Raw genomic sequence first — 13382 nt, forward strand, 5'->3', positions numbered from 1 at the left:
CAATGACCAAAGCTTTCAAACCGCTGGAACGCGAACCGGCCTATCTCAAGGTCTTCAAGGCGATCGAAGCGCGGATTACCGACGGTTCGCTGAAAGACGGCGCGCATCTGCCGACGGAAGCGGAACTATGCGCGCAGTTTGGCGTCACGCGTTCGACCGTGCGCGAGGGGTTGCGACTGCTTGAACAGACCGGGCTGATTGTGCGCGGGGCAGGCAAGAAATTTTTCATTCGCCGCCCCGATAGCGCCGACATTGCGGCGGCGGCGAGCAAGAGCTTTGCGCTTGGCGGCGTCACTTTCCGTGAAGTCTGGGATGCGCTGGCGACGTTCTATCCGGCGGCTGCGCGGCTGGCGGCGAAGCGTCTTTCTGAAGATGATGTCGCCGAACTGAAACGCGTGCGCGAAGACCTTGAGAAAGCGCCCGCAAAGGATCACGAAGCGACGGTCGCCGCCGCGGTGGAGTTTTTTCAGCACATCGCCCGTGGTCTCGATAATCGCGTCATGCTGGCCATGCTGCAATCGCTCAACATGATGATCGGCGAAAGCTTGCGTCTCGTCATCGCCGGAGCGCCGCAAGCGAAAGAACGCATTTTGAGCGCGCAGGCAAAGCTGATCGAAGCATTCGAAGCGCGCGACGAGGCCCGCGCCGGCGACTGGATGCTCAAGCATATTGACGATCTGAAGCGCGGCTATGACGTCGCGAAAGTTGATCTGGAAGAGCGGATCTAACTGCACGCCGCCGTCGACTGTAGCGGCGCAGCCTCTATGCTTATCCTTCGGTGGATCGGCGGAGGGTGCGAAAATGAAAATCGAACAAAGCGGCCCAGCCTGCGGTGCAACAGTCACCGGTGTCGATCTCACCAAGCCGCTGAGCGACAGCGATATTGCGGAGATCCGCGCCGCCTGGCTGAAGCATCATGTGCTGTGCTTTCCCGATCAGGCGATGAGTGATGATGACCTGGAACGGTTCACGCTTTATTTCGGACCATTCGGCGACGATCCCTTCATTGCACCAATTCCCGGGCGCAAGCACATCATTGCGGTCAAGCGCGACGCGGATGAAACGTCGCCGATTTTCGCCGAAAGCTGGCACACGGATTGGAGCTTTCAGGAAAAGCCGCCCGCCGGAACCTGTCTCTTCGGCATAACCATTCCGCCGCATGGGGGCGACACCCATTTCGCCAATCAACATTTGGCGCTGGAAAAAATGCCGGCTGCATTGCGCGTCAAGCTGGAGGGAAAGACGGCTATCCATTCAGCGCGCATCCCTTATGCAAAGGAAGGCGTTTATGGAGAGAAGGACGCCAAGACGCGGTCCATGACAATCAAGGCCTCAGATGAAGCGCTGAAAGCGGAGCACCGTCACCCGATCATTGCAAAGCATCCTGAGACAGGCGAAGAAGGTGTTTACGGCTGCATCGGTTACATCACGGGTTTTGCCGAGATGGAGGCGGACGCGTCTATGGCGCTTCTCGCCGAACTCTATCAATGGCAGACGCGCGAGGAATTCGTCTACGAACATAAATGGTCGCCGAACATGCTCGTCATGTGGGACAATCGCTCTGTCCTCCATCGCGCCACCGGCGGGTTTGAAGGGCATGCGCGGCTGCTCCACCGGACGACGGTTGGCGCGCGTTAGACGGCGATTTGTTCGAGCGCTGCGCGTAGATTTGGCGGCAATTTTGCCGGCCTTCGCGTCTCCCGATCCACATAAACATGGGTGAAATGGCCTTCAGCGGCGGGGGAGTTTTCGCCTTGCTTGAAAATCCCCAGTTCATAGCGCACCGATGAATTGCCGATGCGTGCGACGCGCAACGCGCCCTCGAGCTTTTGCGGAAACTCAAGGGCAGAAAAATATTTGCAGCCCGTTTCGACCACAAGACCGATCACGTCGCCCGCATGAATTTCAAGCGCCCCGGCGCCAATCAGATATTCGTTCACGATGGTGTCGAAATAACCGTAATAGGCGACATTGTTGACATGGCCGTAAATGTCGTTGTCGGCCCAACGCGTTTGCAGCGGTAGAAAATGCTTGTAATCGGGGCGGCGGGTTTCCGGTTTCATCAGGCTGCCTTCCAGGCGCGGGCGAGGCTGTCCAGATAGTCCCGCGCGTAACGCTTGGAGGCGGCTGCTTCCGCGGCGATCTGAAATCCGTGGTAGCAGCCAGCATAGACCTCAAGATCGACGGAAACGCCGGCGGCGGCGAGGCGTTGCGCATAGTCGATATTTTCATCGAGGAACAAATCAAGCGCGCCGATGGCGACCCATGCGCGCGGCAGGCCGGAAAGATCGTAAATGCGCGATGGCGATGCATGGGGCGTTTCCCGCGGGGCGTCGCCAAAATAACATCGCCAGCCAAAAGCGTTCTTGTCGCGCGTCCACATGAATTCGCCGCTGAAAGATGAGCGCGGGGCAATGTCTGTACCCGTTCGATCGTCCAGCATTGGGCTGTTGAGATGCTGCGAACAAAGCGCGTATTCGCCCTTGTCGCGCGCCCGCAAGGCAAGCGCCGCCGCGAGCCCGCCGCCGGCGCTGTCGCCGGCGACAGAGACCCGCAACCGGTCGATGTTGAGCGCTTCAGCGTTCTGATGCATCCAGGCTAGCGCCGCATAGCAATCATTGAGCGGCGCGGGGAAAGGGAATTCCGGCGCGAGCCGATAATCGACGGAGACGACCACAGCGCCAAGTTTCGCGGCGACATTGGCGTTGGTTTGCGCTGACATGTCCGGTGCGCCCGCCACAAAGCCGCCGCCATGAATATGCAGCAGCGCCGGAGCGTTGGTGAATTTCTTTTCCGGCCTGTAGATGAGAATGCGGACCGAAGGCGCGCCGTTCAGCCCTGGAACTTTTTCTTCCGTCTCCTTAGCGCCCTCAAATTCGGTTGGGCGCTGCGCCAGCATTTCGCTCATGCGGCTGCGCGTGTCGGCAAGCGTTTCGAGCGTTAAGGGAATGTCCGGAAACGCATCCAGCATTGGCAGGAGTTCGGGGTCGACGAGATGGCGGGAGGTCATAAGATCACTTGTTTCTGAGCTTCACCGGGATGACGAGTTTGAGACCCGACCAGACATCGTCCACGGCGCAGACCTTGACGTCAACAAGGCCGATTTTCAGGGCGAGATTCCGGATTGTGTCTTCGGTGACGGTGGAGGCAACGCCGGAGGATTTTTTGGGCCAGGAAACCCAGATCATGCCGTCTTGCGCGAGTTCTTTTTCAATGCGGGCAGAACGTCGTTGAGCGCCGCCTCGCTTGCCGTGAAGAAATGTGCGTAGTCATAAGGGCCGCCGCTTATGCCGCGCGCGGTCTTCGCATTCTTGACGCGTCGCCATTGCTGGAAGTTGGAAAGTTCTTTTACGTCTTCCGGAACAGCGACGAGCAGCGCGGCCTGTCCGTCCTTGACGCCAAGTTTTTTCAAGAGCGGCGTGCCGGAATAACCCGCCGCCATCACAGCACTTCCGTATAAAGCGCCAGCGCATCCTCATAGGTGACGGTGCGGGGATTATTGACGAGAACCCGTTGGGCTTTCAGCGCATCCTCGGCCATGCGCGGCAGGTCGTTGTGCGAGATGCCGAGCTGCGACAGCCGACGCTCGACGCCGGTCGCTTCGACGATCTCGACAATGCGCTTGATGAAGGCGTCGCATTTCTGCGCTTTTGTACCGCTCGCGCCGGGCGCGATGACGTCCGCGAGTTCGGCATATTGGTGGTCGGCCTTTGGCGCGTTGAAACGCAGGACCGGCTCCAGCATCAGCGCGTTCGAAGCCCCGTGCGGAATATGAAACAGCCCGCCCAGCGGATAGGCCATGCCATGCACTGCGCCGACGGGGGAGTTGGCGAAGGCTTGCCCCGCGACCATGGCGCCCAAGAGCATCGCCTCGCGTGCGGCCACGTCATTCGGCGCTTCGCAGGCCTTGACGATGTTGAACGACAAAAGCCGAAGCGCCTCGCGCGCCAGCGCATCCGACAGCGGGTTCTTGCGGTGGATGTTGGTGTAGGCTTCGATGGCGTGCACCATGGCGTCGATGCCGGTCGCCGCCGTCACATGGCGCGGCATGGTGAGCGTCAGTGAGGCGTCAAGAACAGCGAGGTCGGCGTAGAGCTGCGGCGCGATCACACCCATTTTTTGGTCGTCATCGGTGGTGATGACCGAAATGTTGGTGACTTCCGAGCCGGTGCCGGAGGTCGTGGGCAGCAAGGCGAGGGGAACGCGCCCGCCCTGGGCCATATTGGTTCCGTAAATTTCCTCAAGCGTCTGAGACGAGTTGATCAGTACGGCGATCACCTTCGCCGTATCCATAGAGGAACCGCCGCCAAAACCGATAACGCCGTCGGCCTTGTGCGCGCGCGCGGTTTCAACAGCGCCTTTCACCACTTGCGCCGGGGGGTCCGCCGCAACGCCGTCGAAGAGGGCGTAGTCGAGCCCCGCCGCCTCAAGGCTTTTCAAGGCGCCGTCGATCAGCCCGGCGCCTACGACGCCCTTGTCCGTGACGACGAAGGGCCGCTGCATCCGCGGTTTCACGATTTCGCCAAGCCGCGCGGCTGAGCCGGTTTCGAAGATGATGTTCGGGACGGTGTCAAAGGTGAAGTTCATGATTGCGCCTCTGCGCTGTCTTTGGCGAGAAAATAGAAGAAAAGCGGCAGCGCCGCGGACAAGCCGACCATAAGGCAGGCGGCGATGATCGAAAAAAGTCTTACTCCGTTCAATGTCGTCGTGGCGGCAAGCAGCAGCGCTAGCGCGCTCACGATGACGTCGAGCCAGGCAAAGGCGGCGATGCGCGTTTCAAAGGCTTGTTGCGCCAGTCGGTCAAGCGCGAGGCCGTTTTCGGCGACCCAGGGAACAAAGGAGGCATAGGGCAGGACGATTCCGAGCGCCATCAGGATCAGATAGAGTTTCGGATCGCCGCCAATGCGCATCTTATGTTTCCAAAGTTGCGGTAGGAGTATCAAGGAAGGTGCGAAAATAAGCACGCCGCCTCCAGGCCATGATGCAGCCGCCGAGAAGTCCTGCGCTTCCTGCTATAAAAAGCAAATACAAATTTTCGACCCAAAGCTTGCTTTGTGTTGCGTCTATCCTATCACTCGGGAAAATGAGGAAGAGGAACGCCATAAAAGCTAGGCCAGTCGCGAGACCTCCGGCGGCGTAAAGTAGAGTAGAAGGCTTGCGACCGCTCCACTCCCAAAGGCCGCTTACAACAAGCGCCGGGGCTATCGCGATCACCATTATAATTAGCGTATATACGGCAACGAATTGAAGCAGGGCGATCACGTAATTGGACAAGCCTTGAATGGTAAGCGAAATTTCCATCATCTCACGATCACGCGGTGAAGCGAATATAATAGCCGTGAATACGTACGCGGCGACAGCTATCGAAGAAATTGCAAATGCAGCTAGCCATTGAATTATCGCGTTTGAGCGGTTCACTACCCAAACCTCACCAACCGCCCCGGCCGCGCTTTCGTCACTTCGTCATTGGCGATGACCTGTTCGCCGTTGACGAACGTCGCGCGATAGCCGGAGACTGGCTGCAACAGGCGTTGTCCGCCAGCGGGGAGGTCTTTCACCATGCGCGGCGGGCCTAACTTCAGTTTCTCATGGTCAATGATGTTGATGTCGGCGCGCATGCCGACCTTAAGGCGTCCGCGGTCTTTCAGCCCTAAGTAATCCGCGCCGTCAGCGGTGAGCATCTGGATCGCGCGCCCCAAAGAAATTTTCCCGTGATCGCGGTCGCGGCACCAATGGGTCAGGAGGTAAGTCGGAAAGCTCGCGTCGCAGATCGTGCCCACATGGGCGCCGCCGTCGGATAGGCCGGGCAGCGCCTTCGGATGGGTCAGCATGGCGTGGACATTGTCGTAATTGAATTCGGTGTAATTATAGATCGGGAAATAGATGAGCTGCTTGCCGTCGAGTTCTAACAGCGTGTCGTAGAGTTTCTCCATCGTCGAAACGCCGTCGCGGCGCGCCTCGGCGCCCAATGACTGATCCTGCGACTGTTCGTAGTCCGGGTTTTTACCAAGCCGGAAGAATTTGTTCGCCACCATTTCAATTGCGGCGATCATCACATCGGCGATGGGCGGCACGGAGGAGCCGGGCCCCGCGAGTTTCACCGGCGTCTCAGTGAGGCATTTTTTCTTGAAGTCGGGATCGCGCATGATGGCGACGCGTTCGGCCAAGGGCTTGTCCTTGATGGCGATATAGCTCGGTTGCGCCATGATCGGATGGAAGGTGCATTGCAGGCCCTGGAACACGCCGATGGCGCGGGGCGCGACCTGTACGTTGAAATTGACGCCGTCTTTGTTGAGACGGTCGGTCTCGTCGAGAATGCGTTGCCAGTCATTGGACTTCATGTCCCGCTGCATGAGAGAGATCGAGGCGGGCTTGCCGTTTCCGGCGCGCACGAAGCTCTCGACGATCTTGAATTCGTCGTGGAACTGGTCGCCCTCGCGCTCCAGATTAAAGTCGTTGACGATTTGCAACACGCCATGGTCGAGACCAGCAAGCGCGCCGGACAATGCGGTGAGTTCTTTCTCGCTGGCTTCTGCGCTGGGCGTCCAGTCGCCATCGGCGGTGCGGTGCACGTCAGTGCGGCCAATGGAAAAACCGGCGGCGCCAGCTTCCATTGCTTCGCGCACGATGCGCTGCATCTCCGCTATGTCGTCGTCATTTGCTTCTTCGAATGCGCTGGCGCGCTCGCCCATGGCGTAAACACGCACCGGATCGTGTCCGATCATCACGCCGAAATCGATCGTGTGCTTCATGGCGTCGATGGCGTCCATATATTCGGGGAAGGTCTCCCAGTCCCAGGTGAGGCCTTCATGCAAAGCCGTGCCGGGAATGTCTTCGACCCCTTCCATCAGGCGCACCAGCCGGTCGCGGTCTGATTTTTTCACCGGCGCGAAGCCGACGCCGCAATTGCCCATGATGACAGTGGTGACGCCGTGATTGACCGAAGGGCGCAGTTCCTCGTCCCAGGAAATCTGGCCGTCATAATGTGTGTGCAAGTCGATGAAGCCCGGCGTGACGATGGCGCCGCCCGCGTCGATTGTTTCTTTTGCGTCGCCGTCGCATTGGCCGATCTCGGCGATCTTCCCGTCCTTCACCGCGATATTGGCGCGCAACGGTTCGCCGCCATCGCCATCAAAGACAAGGCCGCCGGTGATTTTGAAATCAAATGTCATGTGCGTTTCCCGTGAGCTTTTCTGGCGTCGATTGTTCTGTAGAGGGCGATCATAACGCCGCCGGAAAAGAAGTGCCAAACGCCCCATACAGCTGCGATCGCCGCCGCCCCGCCGAGGCCCTTAAGCTGCGCCAGCAAAAGCACAATTGCGAGGCCGGCATTCTGGATTCCGACCTCAAAGGCGAGGCTGCGCCGCCGCGCCTCAGATGCGCCGAGCAAGCGGCCTGCGCCCGCGCCGAGCGCGAAGGCTGCGCCATTGTGCAGTGCGACGGGAATGAGAATGAGCGCCCAGGCGGGGAGCAGCGCGCCGGTCAGTTTGATCGCGCCATCAATAATCACAATGACCAGCATCGCCCCGCCAAAAAGACCCAGCGGCTTGCGGGCTTTCTCTGCGGCTTTGGGAAAGTAATGCCCGCCCGCCATGCCAAGCGCCAGGGGCGCGGCGAGCATCACCGTGGTCTGGATGATGAAGGCGATGCGGTTGAAATTGATGGTGTCGAGCAACGCCGCCGTCGGCGGGTAAAGTTCAGACCAGAACAGGATCGCCGCCGGCGTCCACAATGCGGCGACAACGCTGGACCCGGCCGTGAGCGAAACCGAATAGGCGGTGTCGCCGCGCGCGCTCCATGTCATGAAATTCGACACATTGCCGCCGGGGCAGGCGGCGACGACGATCATGCCCAGCGCAATGGAAGGATGCGGCGCGAGGATGGTCACCAGCAGTAAGGTCATGGCGGGCAGACCGATCAACTGCGCAGCAAGTCCGCCCCAGAACAGTTTCGGATCGGAGCGCAGGAACGAAAAATGCTCAGGCTTTAATCCAAGGGCGATTGCGAAAATCATGATGATGATCGCACCGGCGAGCATGCCTTGTGATGCGGGCGAAAGCGCGATCGTCAGTTGGTCGAGCGTTTCTGGATTCATGAGGGGCTAGCGCGCTTTCCCGAAAAGTGGTTGCCGGTTTTCGGATTGAAAGCGCGACACGCTTAGTAATAACCCCAAAGCAGCAGACGGCTTATAATTAATAGCAGCGCCAGACCGGCCCAGAAGGTGAGCCGCGTGCGCAACGCGCCGTACCATTTCGGAAACAGCCCGGCATTTGTTGCGTTGAGATCGCGCATCAGCAAATAGACCAGCAGGATCAGGATGATCACATGCCGCCAGACCGCGCCGAGGGAGAGATAAAAGACGCCGTCAGGAATGATCGCCGCGAAAGCCGCGAGCGTGATGAGCTGTCCGGGTAAAAAGGACTCGCGCAATTTTTGCGCCGGCGTGAGCGTTGTGCCGGCCCCGGCGCCTGCGAGATAGGCGACAATCACCGCGCCATAGGCCAGCGCAATCCGATGGAAGTCGAGAGCGAATGGCTGCGGCAGCAGATACGGGCTGATCCAAAGCGCCGCGGCGGCGAGGTAGAAGGGCGCCAGCCCGTATACGCCAAGCTTGGTCATCTCCGCCTGTTGCCGAATTTTCGCCACCCATGCTCTCCCAACGCACTTCGCTTACCCGCTCGCGCGAAGGATAGACCAAAAATGTCATTTGCGAAATGCGAGGCTGCCAATCCACCCGGAGAGCAGGGACAGCGCGACACATAGAATGCCGTAGGAAACCGGCCGCTGATGGGCGAAATCATAGATGCGCCGCTCCATACCCGCACGGTTGACCGCGAGCGCTGCTGAATCAGAGCCGATCATCTCGCCATTGCGAAAGAGATACACCGCCACGTCATATTCGCCCACCGGCGTATTGGCGGGCAGGTGAGCGGAGATGGTGAACAATGCGCCTTTTTTAAAGTCGATGCCGGTTGTGCTGGCTTGATAAAGCCCGATGGCTTCCGCTTCGCTCAAAAAGGCGCTGCGATATAGCGCCTGGTTTTGCGATTGCGCCTCTGCATGCGCATCAACGGCGATGTCCAGATAATCCGCATCAAGATGATACTCGGCCTGGGCGGGCAGCGGCGCAATATCGTCAACGGGCCTGGTCGAATAGGTGAGGTAAAGTCCGGGCGCTGGGCCAATCGTGTATTTGGAGCCCGGCGTCCAGATCAGCGCGTTCTTTTGCATCTGGCGCACGTCAAAGCGCGCGTCAGGGCCGCGAATGACCGAGATCATGTCGAGCTTTGACGGGTCATCAACGCCCGTGATGGAGCCGAACAAAGTCAGCCGCGCGCCGGCGAAGCCTGTGTCGACATCTACCCGGTCGTCTGTAAGGGCGATGTCGATATCGGCCGCGACCGCCTGCGACGCCAACAAGCTGAGGGAAAAGAGAGCGGCTTTCATCGCGCGCCCTCCACAATGAAGAAAGAGCCCGGCGGCAATGCAAGACCGATCAGCAGTCTGGCGCAGACGCCGAGCACGAGCAGCGCCAGCAGCGCGCGCAATTGTTCGCCTTTGAGTTTGATGCCCGCGCGCACCCCAAGCTGTGCGCCGATGACGCCGCCTAAGACCAGCAACATGGCGAGCACGATATCGACGGTATGGTTTGCGGCTGCGTGCAGGAGCGTCGTGATCGCGGTGACGAAGATGATGTGAAACAGCGACGTGCCGACCACCACATTGGTGGGCATGTTGAGAATATAGAGCATCGCAGGGACCATGATGAAGCCGCCGCCGACCCCCATCACCGCGCCCAGCATGCCGATCAGGAAACCGAGCACGATTGGCGGCAAGGGACTGATATACAGCCCGGAGGTGCGAAAGCGCATGGGAAAGGGCAGGCCGGCCATCCAGGCGGGGCTCCGGCGCTTTCTCGCACGGCGTTTCACATCGGTTGAGCGAAACAGCGCGCGCAGCGATTCCGTGAGCATCAGCGCGCCAATAGCGCCGAGAAAAATCACATAGGAAACCGAGATCAGGGTTTCGATCTGCCCGGTTTTCAAAAATGCGCGAAACAACAAGACGCCGATGACCGAGCCGACAGCGCCGCCGGCGACCAGAAAGCCGCCCATTTGAAAATCGACGGTCTTGCGTTTGATATGGCCGAGCGCGCCGGAAACGGATGAGGCGGTGATCTGCACGGTCTCGCTGCCGACGGCGACGGCGGGGGGAATGCCGTAGAAGATCAGCAGCGGCGTCATTAAAAAGCCGCCGCCAACGCCGAACATGCCCGATAAAAACCCGACAGCGGCGCCCATGGTGATCACCACAAACGGATCGACGGGCATCTCCGCGATGGGGAGATAGAGTTGCATGAGGCTACGCCGGAAATCAGGAACGCTGCTGCGGTGCGAATCTTATAGGCGCGCCCGGCGGCGCGAAGCAAGCAAACCCGAGCAATGGAGCGGGCGCGCTTAGTTCGCGGCGGCGGTGGTGTTGGCGACCTGGTCGGCGGGTTTGGCTGTCCAGGCGGAGACGCGCGCATCAAGATCTGCGCGTTGCTCCGGTGACAAGGCGACAGCGACGCCGGCGGCGAGCGGCTGGGCCTGATCATCGCCGTTCCGCGCGGCCAGCGAGTACCAGTAATAGGCCTTGCCGGCATCCTGTACCGAAGAAGCGGCGTCATCGCTCGGGTGGAAGATCGCGCCAAGATTATATTGTGAATCGACAAGGCCGAAATTCGCCGCCTGCTCGAACCAGGCGATGGCTTCCTGCGGATCGGCGGCGCCGCCGTCTCCGCGTGCGGTCATGACGCCGATGCGGTGCATGGCGAGAACATTGCCGCCATTCGCGGCGCGGCGGAACCAGACGCGCGCCTGGCCAAGATCCTGTTCAACGCCCTGGCCGGTTTTGTAGAGTTCGCCAAGCTGTAATTGCGCCGGCGGGAAGCCTAGGGCGGCGGCGTCCTGAAGCTGGCGAACGGCGCCCAGCGCTTCGTCTTCCGTCTGCGCGGCGGCGAGCGAATTCATGCTTTCAAGATAAAGCGATTGCGGATCGATCGCCGGGGCGTCGGGAACCGATGTCAGCGTCGTTTCGCCTTCGGCGACGGGCTCGATGGTCGGGCGTTCCGTCTGCGCGGCGGAACGGGTCGCGGCGGCATCCGGTTTGAAGACGAAATCCTTGACGAGATAGGCAAGCGCCGCGATCGCCAGAATGATGGCGACGGCGAGAGCGATGGTCAGCGGCCGTGCAGAAGCAGTGGATTGCAGCGTGTCGAGCGCGGCCCGGTCGCCATTGCGCTGAACGGATTCGTCATCGAACTTGATACGCTCATCGGTCGCCGCCGGCGCCTCTTCAACATCGTCTTCGTCGCTGTCTTTCTTGCGCCCGATCCGTGCGCGCGCAGATGACAGCGCCGCCGCGATCTTGCCGAAGCGGCCCTGCGGGCTCTCATCTTCGTCTTCATCGCGATCTATTGTCGGAGCGTCGCCGGGGATTGCCATTGCCGGCGCTGCGAGTTCTTGCGCTGTGTCGTCTTCTTCGGCGGCGCGTTTCTGGCGCGCGCGGGCGGCCAGAATGGCGCGCTGCTTCGCCGTCAGTTGTCCGCGGCGCGGACGGTTTTCCATCGCGGCGTTGCGCTCGGCGGCTTCGCGCGCGCGGCGGCGTGCAGCCTGCACCATGTCTTCTTTTGGCTTTTCGTCTTCTCCAGCGTCAGCCTCTTCATCGTCGCTTACATCTGTCGCGGCAGGTGCAAGCGAGGCGGTGTTGGGCGCCTGCCGGTCATCGTCTTCATCGCTACCGTCGTTATCTTCGTCATCGGCGAATAGCGCGCTGATGTCGTCATCCTCATCGTCTTGCGGCGCAGCTTTTTCCGCTACGCCGTCGCCGGAAAGGGCGTTGCGCACTTCAGCGAGCAGCGACCGCGCGTCTTTTGCGCTTTCATTGTCGTCTTCGGCACTGACGGTGATGTCGTCGTCGGCGTCTTCTTCATCCGCCGCGCCTGCTTCATCGTCGATCTGGAAGCTGAAATCATCTGCGCTGTCATCTTCGCTTTCAGCGTCAATTTCGTCGGAGAAAGCAAAGGGATCGGAATCCGTTTCGGCCTCCGCCTCCGCTTCGATGGCGGCGACGGCGTCTTCGATTTCTTCGGCGACATCGCCGGGCTCGGCCGTGATGATGTTCGGGGCAGGGGCGCGCGCGGCGGCGGAGCGGGCCGGCGCCGATGCGGGCGTGCTGGAAAGCGCGTCTTCTATTTCGGCGGCGAGGTTGTCATCTTCCGCCGTTTCAACAGTGGCGGCGGGTTCCGCCGCAGGCGCGGGCGCTTCAGCGGCGGCGCTGGCCAGCGCATCAAAGCGCGCATTCATTTCTTCGAGCGAACTTTGCAGCCCTTCAAGGCGTTCTTCGGTTTCGCGCTTGACGCTGGCAAGCAAGGCTTCGACTTCCTCCGTGCCGCCGCCATCTTCCTTGAGCAATTGCGAGCGCACTTCGGCGATGGTCTCGGCGACTTTCTGGACGCCGTCGGCGCTGCGCTTTTCTGCAGCTTCAATCTGGCCGGACAGCTTGGTGATGGTGCCTTCAAGCGTGCGGATCTGGTCGCCGCCGCGCTTGATCTCATCGCCCAGGACGCGCAGGCGCGCGCCGGTCCGTTCAATGAATTCCGGATCGGAAGACTCAGCGGCTTCACCGCGCAGGCTCGCCGCTTCCTCCGCAATGCGCTCTGCTTTTGCGACGCGTTCCGCGAGACCTTCAATGGCGGTTTTCAGGGAGCCGATTTCAGCAGGATCGCTCGAACCGCTATCGCCGACATTGTCGATGCGTGCGGCGAATTCCTGAAGCTGGGCTTCGGCGGAGTCGAGCCGGGTCAGGGTCGTGCGTTGGGCGTTGTTGAATTGGATCGCGACCTGCGCCACGGCTTTTTCAAGCGCCTTCAAGGCGTCGATGCGATGGCGGTCGCCGCCGGCGCGTTCCAGCGATTCCACGCGCTGGGCGATATCCTGATAGGAGCCATCCACCGGTTTTACGCGCTCAAGGCGCTGCACGCGTTCGACAAAGCCGCCCATGCTGCGGGTGAGTTCGGAAAGCGCGGCGGATTGTTTGGATTCAGCATCGACGACACGATTGCGCAAATGCTCGATTGCGGTGACGATATCGCGGAGCTTCAGGCCTTCGACCTCGGAATCGGCAAGCGCGGCGCCTTCGCCGCCCTCGGCCTGGCTGTAAATCATCTGATTCAGCCATTCTCCGACGGTCATGCCCTCCCGGCGCGCGGCTTCTTTCGCCGTCTCGCGCGCATCGCGTTCAATTCCTTTGACGCTCCAGGGGGCGTTCGATTTCATGGTCTTCCACCGTGTTTCGCTGGGGCGAGTTCCCCTCCCGCCAACTAGAGCCAGTGCGCCAGG

At 60.5% G+C, this 13382-nt stretch carries 15 protein-coding genes; 2 read left to right on the forward strand and 13 right to left on the reverse strand.

The window, feature by feature from the left end; translation table 11 throughout:
• Positions 1–2 precede the first annotated feature (2 nt).
• Together AC0L8G_RS07340 and AC0L8G_RS07345 are read left to right on the forward strand one after the other, a co-directional pair.
• Entirely contained in the window at positions 3–728 is a 726-nt protein-coding gene (locus AC0L8G_RS07340; RefSeq protein ID WP_473388039.1) for a FadR/GntR family transcriptional regulator, read from the forward strand.
• A 73-nt stretch (positions 729–801) separates the two neighbouring features.
• A complete protein-coding gene (locus AC0L8G_RS07345; RefSeq protein WP_473388041.1) occupies positions 802–1638 on the forward strand; it encodes a TauD/TfdA dioxygenase family protein in 837 nt (278 codons plus the stop codon).
• Here the strand turns inward: AC0L8G_RS07345 and AC0L8G_RS07350 are convergent.
• From AC0L8G_RS07350 to AC0L8G_RS07410, 13 genes are all read right to left on the reverse strand, one after another.
• Positions 1635–2063, reverse strand: coding sequence for an acyl-CoA thioesterase (locus AC0L8G_RS07350; protein ID WP_473388043.1), 429 nt, complete (start codon positions 2061–2063; stop codon positions 1635–1637). The two genes, AC0L8G_RS07345 and AC0L8G_RS07350, sit on opposite strands and share 4 nt — an antisense overlap.
• On the reverse strand, positions 2063–3010 hold the full coding sequence (locus AC0L8G_RS07355; protein ID WP_473388045.1) for an alpha/beta hydrolase: 948 nt from the start codon (positions 3008–3010) through the stop codon (positions 2063–2065). The genes AC0L8G_RS07350 and AC0L8G_RS07355 overlap by 1 nt, the downstream gene beginning before the upstream one ends.
• A 4-nt stretch (positions 3011–3014) precedes the next feature.
• Positions 3015–3188, reverse strand: coding sequence for a hypothetical protein (locus AC0L8G_RS07360; RefSeq protein WP_473388046.1), 174 nt, complete (start codon positions 3186–3188; stop codon positions 3015–3017).
• Positions 3185–3442: a hypothetical protein gene (locus AC0L8G_RS07365; protein WP_473388047.1), complete on the reverse strand. Its 258-nt coding sequence runs from the start codon at positions 3440–3442 to the stop codon at positions 3185–3187. The genes AC0L8G_RS07360 and AC0L8G_RS07365 overlap by 4 nt, the downstream gene beginning before the upstream one ends.
• Complete coding sequence (locus tag AC0L8G_RS07370) at positions 3442–4590, reverse strand: iron-containing alcohol dehydrogenase (RefSeq protein WP_473388834.1); 1149 nt, start codon at positions 4588–4590, stop codon at positions 3442–3444. Before AC0L8G_RS07370 ends, AC0L8G_RS07365 begins: the two co-directional genes overlap by 1 nt.
• The gene (locus AC0L8G_RS07375) at positions 4584–4910 is read right to left on the reverse strand and encodes a DUF2834 domain-containing protein (RefSeq protein ID WP_473388049.1); all 327 of its coding nucleotides are present in this window, start codon (positions 4908–4910) and stop codon (positions 4584–4586) included. Before AC0L8G_RS07375 ends, AC0L8G_RS07370 begins: the two co-directional genes overlap by 7 nt.
• A gap of 1 nt (position 4911) precedes the next feature.
• The gene (locus AC0L8G_RS07380; protein ID WP_473388050.1) at positions 4912–5304 is read right to left on the reverse strand and encodes a hypothetical protein; all 393 of its coding nucleotides are present in this window, start codon (positions 5302–5304) and stop codon (positions 4912–4914) included.
• A gap of 113 nt (positions 5305–5417) precedes the next feature.
• Positions 5418–7172: an N-acyl-D-amino-acid deacylase family protein gene (locus AC0L8G_RS07385; protein WP_473388051.1), complete on the reverse strand. Its 1755-nt coding sequence runs from the start codon at positions 7170–7172 to the stop codon at positions 5418–5420.
• A complete protein-coding gene (locus AC0L8G_RS07390) occupies positions 7169–8095 on the reverse strand; it encodes a bile acid:sodium symporter family protein (RefSeq protein ID WP_473388052.1) in 927 nt (308 codons plus the stop codon). Before AC0L8G_RS07390 ends, AC0L8G_RS07385 begins: the two co-directional genes overlap by 4 nt.
• Before the next feature lie 62 nt (positions 8096–8157).
• Entirely contained in the window at positions 8158–8646 is a 489-nt protein-coding gene (locus AC0L8G_RS07395) for a DUF3429 family protein (RefSeq protein ID WP_473388053.1), read from the reverse strand.
• A gap of 57 nt (positions 8647–8703) precedes the next feature.
• Complete coding sequence (locus AC0L8G_RS07400; protein ID WP_473388055.1) at positions 8704–9447, reverse strand: TIGR02186 family protein; 744 nt, start codon at positions 9445–9447, stop codon at positions 8704–8706.
• Complete coding sequence (locus AC0L8G_RS07405; protein ID WP_473388056.1) at positions 9444–10358, reverse strand: sulfite exporter TauE/SafE family protein; 915 nt, start codon at positions 10356–10358, stop codon at positions 9444–9446. The genes AC0L8G_RS07400 and AC0L8G_RS07405 overlap by 4 nt, the downstream gene beginning before the upstream one ends.
• Before the next feature lie 99 nt (positions 10359–10457).
• Positions 10458–13319, reverse strand: coding sequence for a tetratricopeptide repeat protein (locus AC0L8G_RS07410; protein WP_473388057.1), 2862 nt, complete (start codon positions 13317–13319; stop codon positions 10458–10460).
• Positions 13320–13382 lie beyond the last annotated feature (63 nt).

It is taken from the genome of Hyphococcus sp. D3-15, from assembly GCF_055809375.1.

Coding starts and splice junctions, on each gene's coding strand:
- AC0L8G_RS07340 (WP_473388039.1), top strand. CDS start 3: ATGACCAAAGCTTTCAAACCGCTGGAACGCGAACCGGCCTATCTCAAG.
- AC0L8G_RS07345 (WP_473388041.1), top strand. CDS start 802: ATGAAAATCGAACAAAGCGGCCCAGCCTGCGGTGCAACAGTCACCGGT.
- AC0L8G_RS07350 (WP_473388043.1), bottom strand. CDS start 2,063: ATGAAACCGGAAACCCGCCGCCCCGATTACAAGCATTTTCTACCGCTG.
- AC0L8G_RS07355 (WP_473388045.1), bottom strand. CDS start 3,010: ATGACCTCCCGCCATCTCGTCGACCCCGAACTCCTGCCAATGCTGGAT.
- AC0L8G_RS07360 (WP_473388046.1), bottom strand. CDS start 3,188: ATGATCTGGGTTTCCTGGCCCAAAAAATCCTCCGGCGTTGCCTCCACC.
- AC0L8G_RS07365 (WP_473388047.1), bottom strand. CDS start 3,442: ATGGCGGCGGGTTATTCCGGCACGCCGCTCTTGAAAAAACTTGGCGTC.
- AC0L8G_RS07375 (WP_473388049.1), bottom strand. CDS start 4,910: ATGCGCATTGGCGGCGATCCGAAACTCTATCTGATCCTGATGGCGCTC.
- AC0L8G_RS07380 (WP_473388050.1), bottom strand. CDS start 5,304: ATGATGGAAATTTCGCTTACCATTCAAGGCTTGTCCAATTACGTGATC.
- AC0L8G_RS07385 (WP_473388051.1), bottom strand. CDS start 7,172: ATGACATTTGATTTCAAAATCACCGGCGGCCTTGTCTTTGATGGCGAT.
- AC0L8G_RS07390 (WP_473388052.1), bottom strand. CDS start 8,095: ATGAATCCAGAAACGCTCGACCAACTGACGATCGCGCTTTCGCCCGCA.
- AC0L8G_RS07400 (WP_473388055.1), bottom strand. CDS start 9,447: ATGAAAGCCGCTCTCTTTTCCCTCAGCTTGTTGGCGTCGCAGGCGGTC.
- AC0L8G_RS07405 (WP_473388056.1), bottom strand. CDS start 10,358: ATGCAACTCTATCTCCCCATCGCGGAGATGCCCGTCGATCCGTTTGTG.
- AC0L8G_RS07410 (WP_473388057.1), bottom strand. CDS start 13,319: ATGAAATCGAACGCCCCCTGGAGCGTCAAAGGAATTGAACGCGATGCG.